Source organism: Pseudomonas sp. G1002 (assembly GCF_013385455.1).
In the GTDB taxonomy this organism is placed as follows: domain Bacteria; phylum Pseudomonadota; class Gammaproteobacteria; order Pseudomonadales; family Pseudomonadaceae; genus Aquipseudomonas.
In genome coordinates, this window is record NZ_JACAPY010000021.1 from 17,410 (window position 1) to 37,119 (window position 19,710).

The window sequence follows — 19,710 nt, forward strand, 5'->3', positions numbered from 1 at the left end:
TTATTCAGCCAGTTTTTTGAATTGCCTCGCCAACTCCAACACGACTCGGCCGCTATTCGCGGTAGGCACCAAATGGGTAAACGGAATATCGATCATCCGGTTCTCCCGCACCGCCCGCAAACGCGACAGCACCGGGTCGGTGGTCAGCAACTGACGTTTGCGGCTGGCCGGTGACCACAGCGCATCTGCCAGCAAGATCACATCCGGGTCACTCATCAGCAGGGTTTCGCTGCTCACGGTGACGCGGTATTGGTTGATCCCGGCAAATAAATTGCGCGCACCAGCAGCCGCCACCAACGTGGTGACAAAACCACGCCGACCCTCGCTGTCCAACCCGTTGACCTCACTGTCCAGGTAAAACACCGACAGCGGTTTACCCTCACCAGCCAGCGCCTGGGCACTGGCCAGGTCGGCGTCCATGGCATCGCTCAACGCCTGCGCCCGTGGCTGTTTATGCACCAGGGCGCCAAGGGTGAACAGGTCGTTGCGGATATGCCCGAAGTAATCTAGCGAATGCCCGTCGCACGCCGACTCCAGCAAATACGACCCAACCCCGTTGCCTGCCAACCCTGTGCGGGAAGTAACGCCGGCGCCAAATGCAGTGGCGAATCCACCGACCACCAGATCCGGTTTCTGCGCATAGAGCACTTCGCTGGACGGGTACTTGGGCGCAATCACCGGCACGCCGAAATACTCGCCGTGTCGGTGGGCCACACCGTTGTCATCCAGATAAGCCACGCCCACCAATGCGGGACCGACATCCAGCGCCAATAACAGGTCGGCCGCATGCTGATTGAGGGCCACGATGCGCGAAGGCGGTGAGTGGGCGGCCGTCCAGTCCTGGTTGCAGTTGCGATAACGGTCCGCCAGGGCCAACGATGGGCAGAGCAGGGCGCCCAACAGCAACCACGAGGCTTTCATGGGCGCTCCTTGATCAGCAGATCCTCGACGACTTCGCCGCCCACCAGATGCACTTCCACCAGCCGTTGCACGTCTGCGTTGCTGTGCACGCCGTACCAGCAAGTGTCCGGGTACACCGTCACGATTGGCCCCAGGTTGCACGGGAACTGGCAGTGGGTGCGGGTCAACAGTACGCCGCCAGGCATTTCGATGCAGTCGTGTTGCAGCAGGTGGCGGCGCAGGGTTTTCCACAGTTGCAGCGCGCCACGCTGGGTGCAGCGCGGGCCGGTGCACAGGAACACGTGACGGGCGTGGTCAGGCACGTGGGACCAGTCCGGATGAGTTTCCACGGGCGTACTCATCAGAAGCGATACGTGTAGCGTACTTCGGAGGTGAACGGCCGCCCGAGGTTGTCGACGTTGCTGGCGCGGCTGGTGACGTAATCGCGGTCGAACAGGTTTTCTACCAGCAGGCTCACGCGGTGTTGGTGGGCGTTGTCGAGATAGCGATAGGCGTCGGCATCCACCACGGTGTAGTTACCGTACTCGACCTTTTTCGAGCTGACGATATCGCCGATGTAACGCACGGCGGTACCGACGCCCCACAGGCGGTCCGCCGATTCATAGCCGACCCGCGAGCGGGCGAAGAAGCCTGGGATATCGTTGATGGTGACACCCGCACGGGACTCGGTGAGGTTGCGGGTCATGTCGGCCTGCACGCTCCATTGTTCATTGAGCTGCAGCTTGGCGTCGGCCTCGAAACCACGCATCTGGATCTGCCCCTGGCCGTTGACCCACTGGATATCGTCCAGGGTGATCAGGTCGGTGATCTTGCGTTTGAACAGCGTGACGCTGGCGCTGAAGTCCCGGGCCAGCAGGCTGCCCCTGTAGTCGACGCCCAGTTCGGCGTTGCGGCTCTTCTCCGGCTTGAGGTTGCGGTTGCCTTTCTCATCGTCTTCGTTGACGAACAGTTGCTCGGCATTCGGCAGTTTGTAGGCGGTGCCGTATTGGCCGCGCAGGGCCCAGTTGTCGTTGAGGTCGTAGAGCGAAGTGAGCATGCCGACAGTGGCGCTGTCGCCGCCGCTCATGGCTTCGTGGCGTACGCCGATGCTCGGGTGCCAGTTCGGCAGGGCTTCGATATTCGGGCGCAGTTGGGTGTACAGCGCGTGGGCCTGGGCCTTGTTGTCGTCGATGATCAATACATCGTCCTGGCCCTTGAACCACTGGTTATCGGACCCGAATACCAGCACGTGCTCGCCGGGCAGCACGGCCTTGCCTTCGGCCTGCACGCCCCAGTCAGTGAAGCCCCAGTAGTCGTTGTGGTTGATGACCCGGGTGCCGCCGCCTTCGATATTGTTGATGCGGGTATAGCGCGTGTCCCAATCGTTGATATGGCCTTTGACGAAGTAGCTCAGGCGCTCGTTGAGGGTTTGCTCGAAGGTGGCCGTGGCGATCTGTTGCACGCGGTCGTTGGTGGTCTTGTGGTTGTCCACCGGGCGGGCGAAATCGAGGTTGGCGTCGGCGTACTGGTAAAACAGCTCAAGGCGCGTGTCATCGCCAAACGACTGGATCGCCTTGGTGCCGAAGGTGGTGACTTCGTAGGAGCGTTTCTTGTCGCTGACGTTTTTCATGTCGCGGTTGCGAAACGGCTGGTAGCCCTCGGAGGCGTTGCGGCTGACGTAGGCCAGCAAGCCGAGGTCGCCAAATCCGTTATTGAAAATCTTCTCGACCCGGGCGTCGCCGGTGGTGCCGCCGAAGGTGTCGGCACCCAGGTTCACCTCGCCGGACGCCTCGCGGGTTTGCGGGCTGCGGGTGACGATGTTGATCACTCCCGACACCGCCTGGGTGCCGAACAGCAGGCTCTGGCCACCCTTGAGCACTTCGATGCGCTCGATGGCGTTGGCGGGCAGGGTGTCCAGGTACAGGCCGCCGTACAGGCGGTTGTTCAGGCGCACGCCGTCCAGCAGGATCAACGTGTCATCGTTGCGCCCGCCCAGCAGGGAATAGGTGCCGTAGTCGAACGGACCGTTCTTGGGGGCCACGTACAGGCCGGGGATGAACATCTGCATCACGCGCGACACATCGGCGGCGGGGCCGGCGCGTTCGATCTGTTCGCGGGTGACGATCTCGACCTTGCTGCCGTACTGGGCCATGTCGGCCACGGTAGTGGATTCCACCGACGGTGCGGAAATGATCTGCTGCTTGAGCTCAAGGGGAGGGTCGTCGGCCAGCAGCAGGGGGCTGAACAGGCAGCCGAGCAGCAGGCTGGGCACGGACGTATTGTAAGGTCGAATCATAGTCTTCTCGGAAAAGTATCTTTCGCGAAAAGCACGCACGAGTAGGCACCGAGCACACGCCAATACCGGCCCATGCCCGCCCACCGCAGGATTTTGCCAAACAGAATTCCAGGCCGGTCTCCGGGCTCACGCGTATGGACACCTTCACCTTCCCATGGCGCGCAGGCCACAGTGGTGTGTCGAAGGGGTCACGCGTCTACCGTTGCGGGGGCAGCACCGGACTGGCTCGAAAAGAGCGGCACCGGTTTCCCGTTTCACCCCATGCACGGCGGCATGAGGCACCTGAAACAGGCCGGCATCTGAACATTCGAAAGACCGTTCGTCAACTTGGCGGGTACTTTTCCGGCGGTTGCCAGGGAAGCGACTGACGGATATTGCCAGAAAATTCCCGCAGGAGTACAAATGTACTCCATGAAGAATCTAACGCCCCGCCGTACCGCCATCCTGACCTTTATCCGCGACCGTATCGCGCAGCAAGGCCAGTCCCCCAGCCTCGCCGAGATCGCCGAGGCGTTCGGCTTTGCCTCCCGCAGCGTGGCGCGCAAGCATGTGCTGGCGCTGACCGAGGGCGGCTTTATCGAGGTCAACCCCAACCAGGCGCGCGGCATCCGCCTGCTCAATCAACCGGCGCGGCCGGAGCTGCTGGATATTCCGGTGCTCGGCCGGGTGGCCGCCGGTTTGCCCATTGGCGCCGATGCCGAAGTGCACAACCGTCTATTGCTCGACCCGGGCATGTTCGCGAAAACCCCGGATTACCTGCTGCGGGTGCAGGGCGACTCGATGATCGAAGACGGCATCCTCGATGGCGACCTGGTAGGCGTACGCCGCAGTGCCGAGGCCTTGAACGGGCAGATCGTGGTGGCACGCCTGGACGGTGAAGTCACCATCAAACGTTTCGAACACGTGGGCGAGCGCGTGCGCCTGCTGCCGCGCAACCCCGCCTATCAACCCATCGTGGTGCGGCCCGATCAGGACCTGGCCATCGAAGGGGTGTTCTGCGGCCTGGTGAGGCAAGGCTGATGGGCGCCGTCGTTGCACTGGACTCGCTGTTCAATGGCGGCCGGGTCTGGAAAGGCCGGCCCGCCGCGCCGCCGGCCAGCGTCCATCCCACCGGGCTTGCGGCCCTGGATGCGGTGCTGCCCAGCGGTGGCTGGCCGGAAGCGGCGTTGAGCGAAATCCTGATGGCGAAGGAGGGCGTGGGCGAGTTGCAGCTGGTGTGGCCGACCCTGGCACGGTTGGCGGCGGCCGGTGAGCGCATCGTGCTGGTGGCGCCGCCCTACACGCCGTACCCCCACGCCTGGCAAAACGCCGGGGTGGATGTGCGCCAGCTGTCAGTGATCCAGGCCGATGAACGCGATGCCTTGTGGGCAGTGGAGCAATGCCTGCGTTCCGGCAGCTGTGGCGCGGTGCTGTGCTGGCCGCGCAAGGCCGATGACCGCGCCTTGCGCCGCTTGCAGGTGGCGGCGGAAACCGGCCAGACCCTGGCCTTCGCCTGGCGCTCCTTGAGCGAGGCCATCAACCCGTCACCGGCCGCGTTGCGCCTGGCGGTTGAGGCCAGCCCGGCGCAGGTGCGGGTGCTCAAGTGCCGGGGTGGCCTGGCCCATCCCGCGCCCATTGCGCTTGGGCACTGAGGTTGGCATGCGCTGGGTGTGTATTGTGTTCCCGCAATTGGCGCTGGACGGGGTGCTGCGTTCGCGCCCCGAACCGGACCAGCCGTTGGCCCTGCTGGCCGGCACGCCGCAGCGGCGGGTGCTGCAAACCGTCAATGACGCCGCGCGCAAACTCGGCCTGCGCCCCGGCCAATTCCTGACGGCGGCCCATGCCTTGACCAAGGCGTTCGCCTGCGCCGAATATGACCCGGCGCAGATCGAATACTGGCAGCAGTTTCTCGCCGCCTGGGCCTACCGTTTCAGCTCCCAGGTCAGCGTGTTCTACCCACGGGCGTTGCTGTTCGAGATCGAGTCGAGCCTGGGCCTGTTCGGGCCGTGGCCGTTGCTCGAAGCGCGCTTGCGCAAGGAACTGACCGAACTGGGGTTTCGTCACCGCATCGTCGCCGCGCCGAACCCGGCGGCGGCGCGGATATTGGCGAATGTCTACGACGGCCTGGCCGTGGCCGATGAGCAATACCTGCAACACGCCCTGGCACCGATCCCCATCGACCGCGCCGGCCTCGACCCGCAAGCCGCCACCGCATTGTCGCGCATGGGCTTGCGCACCCTGGCCCAGGTGCAGGCGTTGCCTCGGCATACCCTGGCCCGGCGCTTCGACGCTGCGCTGCTCAAGCACCTCGATGCACTGTGCGGCCAACGGCCCCTGGCGCTGGCGTTCTACCAGCCGCCGGACCGGTTTGATGTGCGCATCGAGCTGAATTTTGATGTGTTGTCCCACCAGGCCTTGCTGTTTCCCTTGCGCCGTTTGACTGGCGATCTGTCGGCGTTCCTGTGTGGCCGCGACAGTGGCGTGCAGCGTTTTGACCTGCACCTGGAGCACGCGGCCGAGCCCGACAGCGTGATCAAGGTCGGCCTGCTCAGCGCCGAGCGTGACGCAGCGATGCTGTTCGAACTGGCCCGTGGGCGCCTGGAGCAAGTGCAAGTCACCTCGCCGGTGCGCGGCTTTCGCCTGGTGGCCGAGGACCTGCCGGTGTTTGTGCCCCAGCGCCAGGACCTGTTCGACGAGCGCCCGCAACAAACCCTGCCGTGGGAACAACTGCGCGAACGCCTGCGGGCGCGGCTGGGGGATGAAGCGGTGCAAGGCCTGCGGTTTCACGCCGACCACCGCCCCGAATGCGCCTGGCAAGCCGGTGCCGACACTCGCCCGTGTACCCCCTCAAATAACGTGCAGCGCCCGGGCTGGTTGCTGCATGAACCGACGCCTCTGGCCGAGCAAGGTCTACACATCCTGATGGGCCCGGAACGCATCGAGTCCGGCTGGTGGGATGGCGCCGATGTGCGCCGCGATTACTACCTGGTGCGCACCCGCGCCGGCCAGCAGGGCTGGGCTTACCGCACCGTGGGCGAAAGCGGCACGCTGTGGCTGCAAGGCTGGTTTGCATGAAGTACGCGGAGCTGCACTGCCTGTCCAACTTCAGTTTCCAGCGGGGCGCCTCCAGTGCCCGCGAGCTGTTTGAACGGGCCAGGCAGCAGGGCTACGAAGCCCTGGCGATCACCGATGAATGCACCTTGTCGGGCATCGTCCGTGCCTGGCAAGCGGCCAAGGAAGTCGGGTTGCCGCTGATTATCGGCAGCGAGATGCGCCTGGAAAACGGCCCCAAGCTAGTGCTGCTGGTGGAGAACCTGGAAGGCTATCAACACCTGTGCCGGCTGATCACCATCGCCCGTCGCCGTGCGGAAAAAGGTCACTACCGCTTGCTGCAGGAAGACTTCACCGCGGTACACGGCTTGCTCGCGTTATGGATGGTCGAAGACACCGATACCCAGGCCCATATCCAATGGCTGCGCAGCACCTTCACCGATCGCCTGTGGCTGGCGGTGGAGCTGCATTGCGGCCAGAACGATGCCCGCCACCTTGAGCAACGCCTGAACCTGGCCGCCAGCCTGCACCTGCCGGCGGTGGCCTGCGGCGATGTGCATATGCATGTGCGCGGTCGCCGTGCGTTGCAAGACACCATGACCGCAATCCGTCACCACGTCCCGGTGGCCGAAGCCGGCGCGCGCCTGCATCCCAATGGTGAACGGCACTTGCGCAGCCTCGATGCATTGGCCGCGCTGTACCCGGCGCACTTGCTGGAAGAGTCCCTGAACATTGCCCGGCGTTGCACCTTTGACCTCGGCCAATTGCGCTATCAATACCCCAGGGAGTTGGTACCTGAAGGCCAGGATGCAAAATCCTGGTTACGCACCTTGACCGAGCAAGGCATCGCCCAGCGTTGGCCGAAAGGGGTCGACGCCAAGACCCTCCAGCAGATCAATAACGAACTGGAACTGATCAGCGACCTCGGCTACGAAAGCTACTTCCTCACCGTACACGACATTGTGCGCTTCGCCCGCAGCCGTTCGATCCTGTGCCAGGGCCGCGGCTCGGCGGCCAACTCGGCGGTGTGTTTTGCCCTGGGCATCACCGAGATCGACCCGAGCCTGATGAACATGCTGTTCGAGCGCTTCCTGTCCCGCGAACGCAACGAGCCGCCGGACATCGACGTGGACTTCGAGCACGAACGCCGCGAAGAAGTGCTGCAATACGTCTTCCAGCGCTACGGGCGCACCCGCGCCGCGTTGACGGCGGTGGTCAGCAGCTACCACGGCGCCGGCGCGGTGCGCGACGTGGCCAAGGCCCTCGGGTTGCCGCCGGATCAGGTCAACGCCCTGGCCGACTGTTGTGGGCGCTGGAGCGACGAAGCACCGCCCCTGGAACGCCTGCGCGAAGGTGGTTTCGACCCCGACAGCCCGGTGCTGCGCCGGGTGCTCACACTCACTCAGCAACTGATCGGCTTCCCCCGGCACCTGTCCCAGCACCCCGGCGGCTTCGTGATTTCCGAACACCCGCTGGACACCCTGGTGCCGGTGGAAAATGCGGCCATGGCCGAGCGCACCATCATCCAGTGGGACAAGGACGACCTCGACGCCGTGGGCCTGCTCAAGGTGGACATCCTCGCGCTGGGCATGCTCAGTGCGATTCGCCGTTGCTTCGACCTGCTGCGCCGCCATCGCAACCGGGACCTGAGCCTGGCTTCGGTGCCCAAGGAAGATGCGGCAACCTACGCGATGATCAGCAAGGCCGACACTATCGGCGTGTTCCAGATTGAGTCGCGGGCGCAGATGTCGATGTTGCCCCGCCTGCGACCGGAAAAATTCTACGACCTGGTCATTGAGGTCGCCATCGTGCGGCCGGGGCCCATCCAGGGTGGCATGGTGCATCCGTACCTGCGGCGGCGGAACAAGGAGGAAGAAACCACCTACCCATCGCCGGAACTCAAGTCCGTACTGGAACGAACCCTGGGCATCCCGCTGTTCCAGGAACAGGTCATGCAGATCGCCATGGTCGCCGCCGATTACACCCCCGGCGAAGCCGACCAACTGCGCCGTTCCATGGCCGCCTGGAAACGCCACGGCGGCCTCGAACCCCATCAGCAACGCCTGCGCACCGGCATGCTGAAAAACGGCTACAGCGAAGCCTTCGCCGCGCAGATCTTCGAGCAGATCAAGGGCTTTGGCAGCTACGGTTTTCCCGAGTCCCACGCCGCCAGTTTCGCCTTGCTGACCTATGCCAGTTGCTGGCTCAAATGCCATGAACCGGCAGCGTTTGCCTGCGCCCTGATCAACAGCTGGCCCATGGGTTTCTACAGCCCCGACCAGATCCTGCAGGACGCCCGTCGCCATCATTTGCAGATCCGCCCGGTGGACGTGCAGGCCAGTGATTGGGATTGCAGCCTTGAGCCGATCGAAGGCCAGCAACCGGCGATTCGCATGGGCTTGCGCATGATCTCCGGGTTTCGCGAAGAGGATGGCCGGCGTATCGAAATGGCGCGCCAGGCCCGGGCGTTTTTTGATATTGCCGACTTGGGCGAGCGTGCCCAATTGGACACTCGCGCCCAGGAACTGCTGGCGGATGCCGGTGCCTTGCGCGGCCTGGCCGGGCATCGGCACCGGGCGCGTTGGGAGGTGGCCGGGGTGCAGAAACAATTGGGCCTGTTTGCCGGTATCGCCAGCCCGGAAGAGGCGGTGGTGGAGCTGCCGCAGCCGACAGTCGGCGAAGATTTGTATGCCGACTACGCCAGCGTCGGCACCACCCTGGGCCCACACCCGTTGGCGCTGTTGCGCGATGAACTGCGCGCGCGGCGTTGCCGCAGTTCCAGGGAATTGCTGCAGGTTGAGCATGGCCGCAACGTCAGCGTCGCCGGCCTGGTCACCGGTCGACAACGCCCTGGCACGGCCAGCGGCGTTACCTTCGTCACCCTGGAAGATGAGTTCGGCAATATCAATGTGGTGGTCTGGCGCGATTTGGCCGAGCGCCAACGCCAGGCGCTGGTGGGCTCGCGGTTGCTCAAGGTGGATGGCCGCTGGGAGGCGGTGGGCGAGGTTCGGCACCTGATCGCCGGGCGCTTGACCGACCTGACCCCGTTGCTGTCGGGCATCAGTGTGCGCAGCCGGGACTTTCGCTGAGTCGGCCCTTGCTCCTTCCTGCCGGCATAAGCAATATGCGATGAAACCAACCGCCGCTGCCGGGCTCAAAGTTTTCATCGCCGCCCACCTTTTATCTTTTGCAGAGCCGACCGATGCAGTTTTTATCCAATACCCACGGCTGTGAGGGTTGGGCTGGGGAAATGGCCCAGAGGATTCGTGCTTTCGATTGGTCCACCACCGACCTCGGCCCGATGAATGCCTGGCCCTCCAGCCTGACCAGCGCCGTGCAGATGATGCTGGCATCGCCCATGCCCATGGTGATGCTGTGGGGGCACGCCGGTTACATGATCTACAACGACAGCTATTCGGTATTTGCCGGCGGTCGCCACCCTTATCTGCTGGGTGCGCCGGTGGAACTGGGCTGGCCGGAAGTCGCCGACTTCAACCGCAATGTGGTCGACACCTGCCTGGCTGGCGGCACCTTGTCCTACCGCAACCTGCCCCTGGAACTGTTGCGCGACGGCCGCCCGGAAGAAGTCTGGATGGACCTGTATTACAGCCCCGTGGCCGGTGACGACCAACGACCGGCCGGGGTCCTGGCGATTGTAGTGGAGACCACCGAACATATGATCTCCGAGCGCCTGCGCCAGGAACTCACTCACAACCTGGAGCAGCGCGTGGCCGCGGAGGTGCAAGCCCGTTCCGCCGCCGAGGAACAGTTGCGCCAATCACAGAAGCTGGAAGCCATTGGCGGCCTGACCGGCGGCGTGGCCCACGACTTCAATAACCTGCTGCAAGTGGTCTCCGGCAACCTGCACCTGCTGGCCCGGCATGAACCGGACAACCCCCAGGTGCAGCGCCGGGTCAGCGCCGCCATCGCGGCAGTGGAACGTGGGGCCAAACTGACCTCGCAACTGCTGGCCTTCGCCCGTCGCCAGCCATTGTCACCGGCGGTGTACAACCCGCTGCGCATCTATGAAGGCCTGGGCGAGTTGCTGCAGCGGGCGCTGGGAGAAACCATCCACATTGATGTGCAGCTGCCCCAGGATCCGTGGTGCATTAACGTCGACCGCAACCAACTGGAAAACGCGCTGCTCAACCTGGCGATCAATGCCCGGGATGCCATGAAAGGCGAGGGGGTGATTCGGATCACCGGCGAAAACATCATCCTCAACCCTCCGGATTGCGCCGGTAAAAGCATCAACCCCGGTGAATACGTGCGCCTGGCCGTCGCCGACAGCGGCGCCGGCATGTCACCAACGATCCTGGCACGGGCCTTCGAACCGTTTTTCACCACCAAGCCGAATGGCCACGGTACCGGCCTGGGCCTGAGCATGGTGTTTGGGTTCGTGCGCCAAAGTGGCGGGCATGTTGAGGTCGAGAGCGTGGAGGGCAGCGGTACCGTGGTGCAGATGTATTTCCCGCGCAACCTGGGAGAGCCGGAAAACCACGATGCGCCCGTCGAGCTCACACAACCCACCGGCGGCCATGAGACGATCCTGGTGGTTGAGGACAACGAAGGCGTACGCGCGGCCGCGGTGGAATTGCTTGAACAATCCGGCTACACCGTGCTCACCGCCGAAGACGGCGACCGGGCCATGCTGATGCTCCAGGCCGGCCTGCAACCGGACCTGATCTTCACCGACGTGGTGATGCCGGGCCGGGTCAAAAGCACCGACCTGGCCGAGTGGGCGCGCAGGCAAGTGCCGGCGATAGCGGTGCTGTTTACCTCCGGGCATACCCGCGACATTCTTTCCAGCAACCACCTGCTGGGCAACGACATTCACCTGCTGAGCAAACCCTATGGCCCGGATGACTTGGCGCAACGGGTGCGCTCGGTACTGACCTCCCGAATGATGTGACGAATGAAGATCCAGCCAGCAACACCAAGCCACTGTGGGAGCCGGGCTTGCCCGCGATGGCGGAGTGTCAGGCACCCCATCCGGTAACTGGCACACCGTCATCGCGGGCAAGCCCGGCTCCCACAGTTGATCTTCACTGCCTTGAACACACCGATAAGGTTACCCATGACTTCCCAGCGCAACCTGCCACCAGACACCTCACTCACCACCCAACGCCCTGGCTTCGTGCGGGTACGAGGTGCCCGGGAACACAACCTGCGCAACGTCGACGTGGACATCCCCCGCGACGCCCTGGTGGTGTTCACCGGCGTGTCAGGCTCCGGCAAGTCCTCGCTGGCATTCTCCACCGTCTACGCCGAAGCCCAGCGCCGCTATTTCGAATCCGTGGCGCCCTACGCCCGCCGCCTGATCGATCAGGTCGGCGTACCGGACGTCGACGCCATCGAAGGCCTGCCGCCCGCCGTGGCCCTGCAACAACAGCGCGGTACACCCAGCACACGTTCATCAGTGGGCAGCGTCACCACCTTGTCCAGCCTGATCCGCATGCTCTACTCCCGCGCCGGCAGTTACCCGGCGGGGCAACCGATGCTCTACGCCGAAGACTTTTCCCCCAACCTGCCCCAGGGCGCCTGCCCGCAATGCCACGGCCTGGGCCGCGTGTACGAAGTGACCGAAGCCCTGATGGTGCCCGATCCTTCCCTCACCATCCGCCAACGCGCCGTGGCGTCCTGGCCACTGGCATGGCAAGGCCAGAACCAGCGCGACATCCTCGTCACCCTCGGCTACGACGTCGACATCCCGTGGCGCGACCTGCCGAAAAAGCAGCGCGACTGGATCCTCTTCACCGACGAAACCCCCACCGTCCCGGTGTACGCCGGCTTCACACCTGCCCAAACCCGCGACGCCCTCAAACGCAAACTCGAACCCAGCTACCAGGGCACCTTCACCGGTGCCCGACGCTACATCCTGCACACCTTCACCCACTCCCAAAGCGCCCTGATGAAAAAGCGCGTGTCGCAATTCATGCAAGGCAGCCCATGCCCGCTGTGCGAAGGCAAGCGCCTGAACAAGGCCGCGCTGTCGGTGAAATTTGCCGGCGTAGACATTGGCGAACTGTCGCAAATGTCCTTGCTGCAACTTGCCGAACTGCTGCGCCCGGTGGCTGAAGGGCAGGGCGATAAAAAGCTCTCCGTGGAAAAACGTCTGGCCGCCCAACGCATCGCCCAGGACCTGCTCGAACGCGTCAGCACCCTGACCGACCTCGGCCTGGGCTACCTGGCCCTGGAACGCAGCACACCGACCCTGTCCTCCGGCGAACTGCAACGCCTGCGCCTGGCCACCCAACTGGGCTCGCAACTGTTCGGCGTAATCTACGTGCTCGACGAACCTTCCGCCGGCCTGCATCCCGCTGACGGCGAAGCCCTGTTCGCCGCCCTCGACCGCCTGAAGGCCGCCGGCAACTCGCTGTTCGTGGTGGAACACGACCTCGAAACCATGCGCCGCGCCGACTGGCTGATCGACGTCGGCCCGGCTGCCGGCGAGCACGGCGGCCAGGTCCTGTACAGCGGCCCACCCGCCGGCCTGGCGCAGGTCGAAGCCTCGCAAACCCGCGAATACCTGTTCGCCGAAAAACGCCCGGTCAGCCAACCACCGCGCCAACCCACCGGCTGGCTGAGCCTGGAAGGCGTCACGCGCAACAACCTCAACGACCTCAGCGTGGACTTTCCCCTGGGCTGTTTCACCGCCGTCACCGGCATTTCCGGCTCGGGCAAATCCAGCCTCGTCAGCCAGGCGCTGTTGGAACTGGTAGGCGCAGGCCTGGGCCGCGTGGTGGAAACCGAAGACGAACCCAGCCTCGAAGACGACGCCCCGCAAACCAGCGGCGGGCGTATCAGCGGCGGCCTGGAACACATCCGCCGCCTGGTCCAGGTGGACCAGAAACCCATCGGCCGCACACCGCGCTCCAACCTCGCGACCTACACCGGCCTGTTCGACAATGTACGCAAACTGTTCGCCGCCACACCGGCGGCGAAAAAGCGCCATTTCGACGCCGGGCAATTCTCCTTCAACGTCGCCAAAGGCCGCTGCCCGAACTGCGAAGGCGAGGGGTTTGTCAGCGTTGAATTGCTGTTCATGCCCAGCGTGTACGCGCCATGCCCGACGTGCCACGGAGCGCGGTACAACCCGGAAACGTTAGCGATCAAGTGGGAAGGGCTGACCATCGCCCAGGTGCTGGGGCTGACGGTTGAACAGGCGGTAGGGGTATTTGCCGAAGAGCCGGGTGTGCTGCGCTCGCTGCAAGTGCTGCGGGATATTGGCTTGGGGTATTTGCGCCTTGGCCAGCCGGCCACGGAGCTGTCGGGCGGGGAAGCGCAGCGCATCAAGCTGGCGACCGAGCTGCAACGCAATGCCCGGGGCGCGACGTTGTATGTGCTGGATGAACCGACGACCGGGCTGCATCCGCGGGATGTGGATCGGTTGTTGAGCCAGTTGAATCATCTGGTGGAGGCGGGGCACACGGTGATTGTGGTGGAGCATGAAATGCGCGTGGTGGCCCAGAGTGATTGGGTGATTGATATTGGGCCGGGTGCCGGGGACAGAGGAGGGAAGGTGGTGGTGAGCGGGACGCCGCAGAAGGTGGCGAAGAGTAAGGGGAGCCGGACTGCGCCGTTTTTGGGGCGGGAGTTGGGATAGCTAATGGCCGGAAGGGGTCTATTCATGGCTTTGCTCTCTAGCGTTCGGCACCTGGCGGGTGACCAAAGTAGGCCTTGTAGGCATGGTTGAAGTTAGCGGGATTGGCATAGCCCAGGCGGTAGGCGATCTGCGCCACCTGCCACTTGCGCTGACGAAGCAGATTGCGCGCAAGCTCCATGCGTTGCTGGCGCACATAATCCAGCATCGACTGGCCGTAGATTTGACTGAACGCCCTGCGCAACGTGGTTTCCCCCACACCCAGGCGCCGGGCCAGCGCTTGAGTGCCGGGAGGGTCGATGAGGTTGGCATCCAGTTGAAACCGCGCTTCATGGGCCAGGTCTGAATGACCGCGTACCGCAGGTATTGGCCTGGCAGGTTGAGGGGCGAGATGGGCCGCCAGCTCCACCAGCGCTGCCAGGCTCAGGCTTTCCTGATTAAGGCGCTCCAAGGCGCCTTGGTACGGTGAGTGATAAATCCGCTCCAGCAAACGCCCCAGTGCCGGGCAGCCGTGCAGTCCCGAAAACTGAACGCCGTCATTGAGCAGGCTGAGTAACGGCTGGAGCGCCGAGTCTTCTTCGGCCAGCTCGCGCAAATAATCGCCTGCGATGCGTAGCCCGGCCATGCGCGCATGACTACCGGCGGGCAGTTGATCGACGGTTTCCATGCTCTCACTCAGGCCCAGCACATGGACTGCGCCCGTGGTGTATTCATTGAGCACACCGTCGACCCGATGCTGCCACTGGCCGCCGAGCACCTGCACGATGCACACACTGTCGGGCAATACCTTGTGGATCTTCAGCGGCTCGGGGAACTGCAAGTCACAGTCGAAATACTGCAGGTCTGGCCGAACGGTCCGTGCGCGGTAGTGGCCGATGGCAGAACCGATAACCTGACGAGCGCTGTCGTCGAATACGCCGGCCTGGTCCAGGGGACCCGGGTGATCGAAGCAGAAGTGTGTGTCGAGATAAGGATTCTGGCGTTTCATCGAGAAGGGTTTGAGTCATGTCCTTATGTGTTCGCTCCATTGTACCCCGTCACTCGTCGTTGTGAACCGCAGTCTCATTGTTGTGCGCAACGGCCTGCACGGTTGGCAGATCGCCGAGGGTGACTTTCAATGGTCGGCCGTGAAATTCAAGGAACCTGAGTATGCTGATTTATCGCAAATGGGCTGCCGTGCTAAGCATGGTACTGGCCGTCATGACGGGCAATACCTTCGCTCAAGATCGCCCGGAAGTCGCAGATAAGGTCGCTGCGTATTCGGGTGAGGCCGGGGTGAAAGTCTGGACACTGCGTATCGGGGCCCGTGACGAAAATCAGGCACTGGTGCAAGTGGAAGGGGCTGACCACGACTGGAACCTGAAAATCCAAAAGATGTCTGTCGAGAAGACCAGCAAGGACACGCGCTATTACACCACGGTAGACGGTCAGAAGTTCGTCGTACTGATTCTGCAAAACGGCTGGGGAGAGCTGTACTTGCCAGGCGAAGCAAAAGCGCTGGCCGTCGCCTATAACGAGGCGCTGGCGAGTCAGGGCAATGCGCAAGCATTTCTCACTGACTATCTCCAGGCGAACTGAGCCATGAGCCTGTTGAGACGATGGTCGTGGGGCCTGGCGATGTTGCTGCTGCCGCTGGTACTGATGGGCTGGAGCAGCCTTCAGAGCTGGCGTGCCGACAGTACCCTGGAAGAAGCGCAGGTGATGCGCCAATGGCTCGCCAGCCCGAGCGATGAATTGAGGCAGCAACTGCCGCAACAATGGCGCAAAACGCCGGTACTCCCGGACGACAGCCTGCGCGGCTACCTGCAGCGTGAGGTCGCTCGGGCCGATGCCGACCAGGGCTCGGTGCACATGCGCCAGGTCTTGGCGTTTCTCGGTTACTGGCTGGCGGTCGCGGCCGTGCTGGCGGGCTGCGCGACCTGGGTAAAACTGCGCTTGGATGCCTGGCGCGCGTTGCGTTCGCGGGACTTTCTTTATGACCGACTGGTCCTGAGCTGGCGTGCGCTGGGGCAGTGGCTGGTGGTCTACACCGGGTTGATAGTGGGGGCGCTGGCGATGGCCCTGCTGTATGAAGTCAGCTGGGGCTGGAGCAACCGCCAGAACAGCGGCATGGTGATACTGCTGGTGGTGGTGCCCTTGCTGGTGATGCTGTACCTGGGCGTGCTGTTGATTGGGCGCCTGCGTCGGCAATGGCAGGATATGGAAACGCCGCAATCCGGGTTTCTGGGGCGTTCAATCAGCCGGGCCAGCGCCCCGGCCTTATGGGAGTGGATAGAAAAACTGGCAGCCGTCACCCGCGCGCCCGTGCCAGACCACATCGTGATTGGGGTCGACCAATCGTTTTTCGTCACCAGTGTCCAGGTGGCCCTGCAACCCTCGGGGCAACTGTTGACGGGCCGTACGATGTACCTGCCGCTGACTTTCCTGTCGACCTTGAGCCAGGAAGAAGCCGCCTCGATTATCGGCCATGAGCTTGGCCACTTCAGCAGCCGCGACACCGAGCGCGGCAGTGAAGCCGGGGCACGGTTCAGCCTGATGTACATGCATTTCCTGAACATCAGCGCGGTGGATGACATGCCGTCCTGGATCGAACGCCCGGCGATCTGGATGACGTGGCGCTTTCTGCACCACTTCCAGATAGCCGTGCACCATTGGAGTCGTGCGCAGGAATTGGTGGCGGATAAGGTCGGGGCGCAAATTGCCGGCGAGCGGCTGTTTTGCCAGGCGCTGCTGCGCGTCATCGCCCTTGATGCCGAAGTCGACAAACTGCTTGGGCAGCGTACCCACAGCAACTTGATCCAGGCGTTAGCGGACCACCTTCGCCAGGCTCCGGTGATCTTGAACGAGGCGGTGATGGATCACGCGATCGCTCATCCGTTCGATACCCATCCCCCCACTGCCGTGCGCCTGCAGCAACTGGGTGTGGTTCTCGACGACCAGTTGCTGGCCCAGGCAACACGGACGCCCACCGCGCACGACCGGCAGTGGTTCAGTCAACTCACTCATGATCCGCAGTCGGCTGAGGATGCCAACAAGAATGGAGTACCGGTATGAACCACCCTGATGATCCACTGGCCAGCCTGGCCCAATCCCTCACTGAGGATTTTAATCAGCACACTGGCGATCAGTTGCAGGCGGCCATCCAGGAACGCGAGGAGTGGTTGGCCGAGGTTCCCGCAGTCACCGAACTGGCCTACCCACGCAAGGTGCGCCGCACCCTGTTGCTCTTTTCAGTGTTCGCTTTCGTGATGGCGGGCGGGAGTGCATGGGATGGCAAAAACGCGTTGATGGGAGGCATTTTTGCAATCGTGGCGCTGGTCTTGCTCAGCGGGGTGTGGCTGCACCGTCGGGCCGGCGAAGAAATCCTGATGCGCCTGACCCATAGCCACTTGTGGTTTCGCAACCTTGATGCAGAAATCGATCTGCTGGATATCGGCGATATCCACATCAAAGAGGGCCGCATCAAGCTATGGATCACGCTGACATTGCGCGAGGGTGCGCCATTGCCCGCCTGCAAAAACGCTGCGGGCCCCCTGATGCCCCACGTCAAGATCAAGCGCTCCCGGGAGCCTCAGATATGCTTGACGCTGTTCGGCCTGCAACTGAACGGTAAAGTCCTCACCGGCGAACAAGTGCTGGAAATGCTGGACACCTACTGCAACGCGGCGCGTGTAGAGGGTGAGTTGCGGGCGTTGAAGGCTTCCTGAAGGGGTAGGGGCTACACCCGTGTGTGGCGAGGGCGCTCGCTCCTCGCCACACACATTGATGTATTCGACAGTTTCAGCGACTTGCCTCGGTACGCCACAGCACAGGCCAATGAACCTGCTCCAGCCCCATGCAGGTGTTCATTTCAGCCGCATGGGTCAGCGTGAAACCGTTACCGTCGTAGCGCCAGCGCAGCGCAGTGCCACAACCGCCCATGCCCATCGCCATTGCCTGGCTGCTCAGCTCACCCGTGGCCGGATCAAAATCGACCAGGCCGTTGGGCTCTCTTTCCGGCAGATTTGGCACTTCGGCGACCCGTGCTGGGCGCGCCTGCTCAGGGTGGTCCAGGGGCGCCTGGTAGATATTGTAGAAACAGTTGTATGCCCCACAGCCGGTTTCGATGATCACCAGCGCTTGATCTGCACTCAAGGCATAGGCGTTTGCCTTTGGCGCAACGCCTTCATTCAGATCCGCTTGCCACTCCTTGCGCGTGGCCGCCACCACGGCATCCGCGACTTCTTTTGCCCTGTCCGGGGTTAGCGCAACGGGTGCCTGCCAACTCGGTGCCGGCGGTGCGGCCGGTGCTTGCGGCACGCTGCTGGCGGGCGCCTGCCCCTTGGAAATCAGTGCGTCCTGTGTACCAACGCGCCCCTGGACCGAGTCGATCAGCAAAAGCGCCGCGCTCATCCCGTTTAGCGAGGCGACGGAGGTACCGCCCTCAATGGGTAAAATCAACTCCCGCCCGTTGCGCAACTCTGCAATCAAGGCGTCGGCATTCGTTCCGGTCAGAGCAAACACCTCAGATACCTCACCTTTTTTGAGTTCGCCAGGCTCGAATCGATTTTTCAGCGGCTTGCCATCGAGTGTTGGCTGACCCTGGGGGGCGGTGTAGCTGAACACGCCTACCCGCAAGTCTCCATGTGGTCCGGCTTCACGGGTTACCCGCAGGCTGAACGTCGCGATACCGATATCGTCACGCTCCGGGACGGCACCGATAGCCGTGCAGGCACGCGTGTTATCACAGCCGATAATCCAGTCCTTGATCGAACGCTCCAAAGGGACATTGTCGGCGGCGTTCGCACTGGTAACTGCAGCAGCCATCAGGAATATGAGGGGGAGTCGGGTCATCAAACAGGTGCCTGTAGACTGGAAAAACGCTATTAGGGCAGGGTTCTTTGCCAATACCTATTGCATGGCCGTCAGGCACAACAGAAACCCCGGCTGGAACAATCGGTACGGTGTTCCAGCCAGCGCCTGAACGTGGGATGTCGCCAGTCCAGTGCGCTGCACATCAGGGTGACTTTGCGCCGTTGCGCCCCTCAATGCTGCGCACCAACGCCCCAAAAAGCTCACCCTGCGGCATCTCGCTCAAGGGAATATTCGCCTTCTCGAACCACTCCCGATCCGCCTCTGGGTGCGGGCCGCTCAGCACCACGACCCCGTTTTCATAGGTGTAACGCGCTGCCGCCACATCACCATTCCGGTAGGTCGCAATGGTTGAAGAAGGCGAGGTCGCGTCAGGCTTGGGGAAGTAAGGCCCATCCTGATAAAAGACGCTATCGGTTTTCCCATCCCACACAACCTGCACCGCCGCGTCTGCAATGCCCGCGACCTCAAACCCAGGCCTGCCCGCCTCTGAATCAAGGTCGTAGGGTATCAGGCCAAAGTTGCTGTCGTCGGCCAGATAAGCACCCATACAAAGCCCCAGGTAGCGCCCACCCTGGGCGACAAAGTCACGAATGGCCTGCCCCCGCGCATCCCCCAAACTATCAAGCGCCGCAGGGATGTCCTGACCGCCACCCGGTTGAACGTAGAGGTCATAACGAGCGAGGTTTTGCGGCGTGATGTCGATCGATTCATCGGCACCTACAAAGTCAATCTGCGCAGTTGGGCGGACGCGCAGCAGGGCTGTTTTGACATTCTCTGAACATCCCTCGCAGCCCGCCGGGCCTCGGTAGATAGCGACATGGGCGATGGGGGTTGCGGCGTGTACCGAGTAAGGAAGCAGCGTGAAAAACGCAAAAAGCGTCGCGGCGATGGCGTGCAGATTCATGGTTGTAGAGTCGTCTTAAAGCTGATTGGGTCCGATCGGACTTTGTGATTCGAAGCCTAAAGCCAATAGCCACTTGAAGGAGTTAACATTTGTAAAACGGCTAGGAAAAATCGGGATTGATGA

15 protein-coding genes and 1 riboswitch are annotated in these 19,710 nt (G+C 63.0%); of the genes, 9 read left to right on the forward strand and 6 right to left on the reverse strand.

The window, feature by feature from the left end; translation table 11 throughout:
• From HX801_RS10915 to HX801_RS10925, 3 genes are read right to left on the reverse strand one after another with little or no spacing between them, the layout of a single operon-like run.
• Nucleotides 1–921, reverse strand: a complete 921-nt coding sequence (locus HX801_RS10915; protein WP_177022066.1) for an ABC transporter substrate-binding protein — start codon at nt 919–921, stop codon at nt 1–3.
• Nucleotides 918–1,250, reverse strand: coding sequence for a (2Fe-2S) ferredoxin domain-containing protein (locus tag HX801_RS10920; protein WP_177022067.1), 333 nt, complete (start codon nt 1,248–1,250; stop codon nt 918–920). The genes HX801_RS10915 and HX801_RS10920 overlap by 4 nt, the downstream gene beginning before the upstream one ends.
• Nucleotides 1,251–1,261: 11 nt before the next feature.
• Nucleotides 1,262–3,196 carry a TonB-dependent siderophore receptor gene (locus HX801_RS10925; RefSeq protein WP_177022068.1) on the reverse strand — a complete coding sequence of 645 codons (1,935 nt, stop codon included), beginning with the start codon at nt 3,194–3,196 and terminating at the stop codon, nt 1,262–1,264.
• A 93-nt stretch (nt 3,197–3,289) separates the two neighbouring features.
• A riboswitch (cobalamin riboswitch) is annotated at nt 3,290–3,497 on the reverse strand.
• 101 nt (nt 3,498–3,598) lie between these two features.
• Here HX801_RS10925 and lexA point away from each other — a divergent pair.
• The 6 genes from lexA (at nt 3,599) to HX801_RS10955 (ending at nt 13,832) form a co-directional block, all read left to right on the forward strand.
• On the forward strand, nt 3,599–4,216 hold the full coding sequence (gene lexA, locus HX801_RS10930; protein ID WP_003210482.1) for a transcriptional repressor LexA: 618 nt from the start codon (nt 3,599–3,601) through the stop codon (nt 4,214–4,216).
• Nucleotides 4,216–4,827, forward strand: coding sequence for a translesion DNA synthesis-associated protein ImuA (gene imuA / locus HX801_RS10935; protein ID WP_087694708.1), 612 nt, complete (start codon nt 4,216–4,218; stop codon nt 4,825–4,827). The genes lexA and imuA overlap by 1 nt, the downstream gene beginning before the upstream one ends.
• 7 nt (nt 4,828–4,834) lie before the next feature.
• Nucleotides 4,835–6,250, forward strand: a complete 1,416-nt coding sequence (locus HX801_RS10940) for a DNA polymerase Y family protein (protein WP_177022069.1) — start codon at nt 4,835–4,837, stop codon at nt 6,248–6,250.
• Entirely contained in the window at nt 6,226–9,315 is a 3,090-nt protein-coding gene (locus HX801_RS10945) for an error-prone DNA polymerase (RefSeq protein ID WP_371316565.1), read from the forward strand. Before HX801_RS10940 ends, HX801_RS10945 begins: the two co-directional genes overlap by 25 nt.
• Nucleotides 9,316–9,428: 113 nt before the next feature.
• On the forward strand, nt 9,429–11,138 hold the full coding sequence (locus tag HX801_RS10950) for an ATP-binding protein (RefSeq protein ID WP_177022071.1): 1,710 nt from the start codon (nt 9,429–9,431) through the stop codon (nt 11,136–11,138).
• Between the two features lie 165 nt (nt 11,139–11,303).
• Entirely contained in the window at nt 11,304–13,832 is a 2,529-nt protein-coding gene (locus tag HX801_RS10955; protein ID WP_177022072.1) for an excinuclease ABC subunit UvrA, read from the forward strand.
• Nucleotides 13,833–13,869: 37 nt separating this feature from the next.
• Here the strand turns inward: HX801_RS10955 and HX801_RS10960 are convergent, their stop codons facing one another.
• Complete coding sequence (locus tag HX801_RS10960) at nt 13,870–14,817, reverse strand: AraC family transcriptional regulator (RefSeq protein ID WP_177022073.1); 948 nt, start codon at nt 14,815–14,817, stop codon at nt 13,870–13,872.
• Between the two features lie 161 nt (nt 14,818–14,978).
• Between HX801_RS10960 and HX801_RS10965 the strand changes: the two genes are divergently transcribed.
• Genes HX801_RS10965 through HX801_RS10975 form a run of 3 tightly spaced genes read left to right on the forward strand, consistent with a single transcriptional unit; the run spans nt 14,979 to nt 17,536 of the window.
• The gene (locus tag HX801_RS10965) at nt 14,979–15,407 is read left to right on the forward strand and encodes a hypothetical protein (protein WP_003210496.1); all 429 of its coding nucleotides are present in this window, start codon (nt 14,979–14,981) and stop codon (nt 15,405–15,407) included.
• A 3-nt stretch (nt 15,408–15,410) separates the two neighbouring features.
• Complete coding sequence (locus tag HX801_RS10970; RefSeq protein ID WP_256344243.1) at nt 15,411–16,883, forward strand: M48 family metallopeptidase; 1,473 nt, start codon at nt 15,411–15,413, stop codon at nt 16,881–16,883.
• On the forward strand, nt 16,880–17,536 hold the full coding sequence (locus HX801_RS10975) for a hypothetical protein (RefSeq protein WP_177022074.1): 657 nt from the start codon (nt 16,880–16,882) through the stop codon (nt 17,534–17,536). Before HX801_RS10970 ends, HX801_RS10975 begins: the two co-directional genes overlap by 4 nt.
• A gap of 73 nt (nt 17,537–17,609) precedes the next feature.
• On the opposite strand, the gene HX801_RS10980 is transcribed toward HX801_RS10975, so the two are convergent.
• Together HX801_RS10980 and HX801_RS10985 are read right to left on the reverse strand one after the other, a co-directional pair.
• Entirely contained in the window at nt 17,610–18,662 is a 1,053-nt protein-coding gene (locus HX801_RS10980) for a DUF1176 domain-containing protein (RefSeq protein ID WP_177022075.1), read from the reverse strand.
• 163 nt (nt 18,663–18,825) lie between these two features.
• Entirely contained in the window at nt 18,826–19,587 is a 762-nt protein-coding gene (locus HX801_RS10985; protein ID WP_177022076.1) for a BPL-N domain-containing protein, read from the reverse strand.
• Nucleotides 19,588–19,710 lie beyond the last annotated feature (123 nt).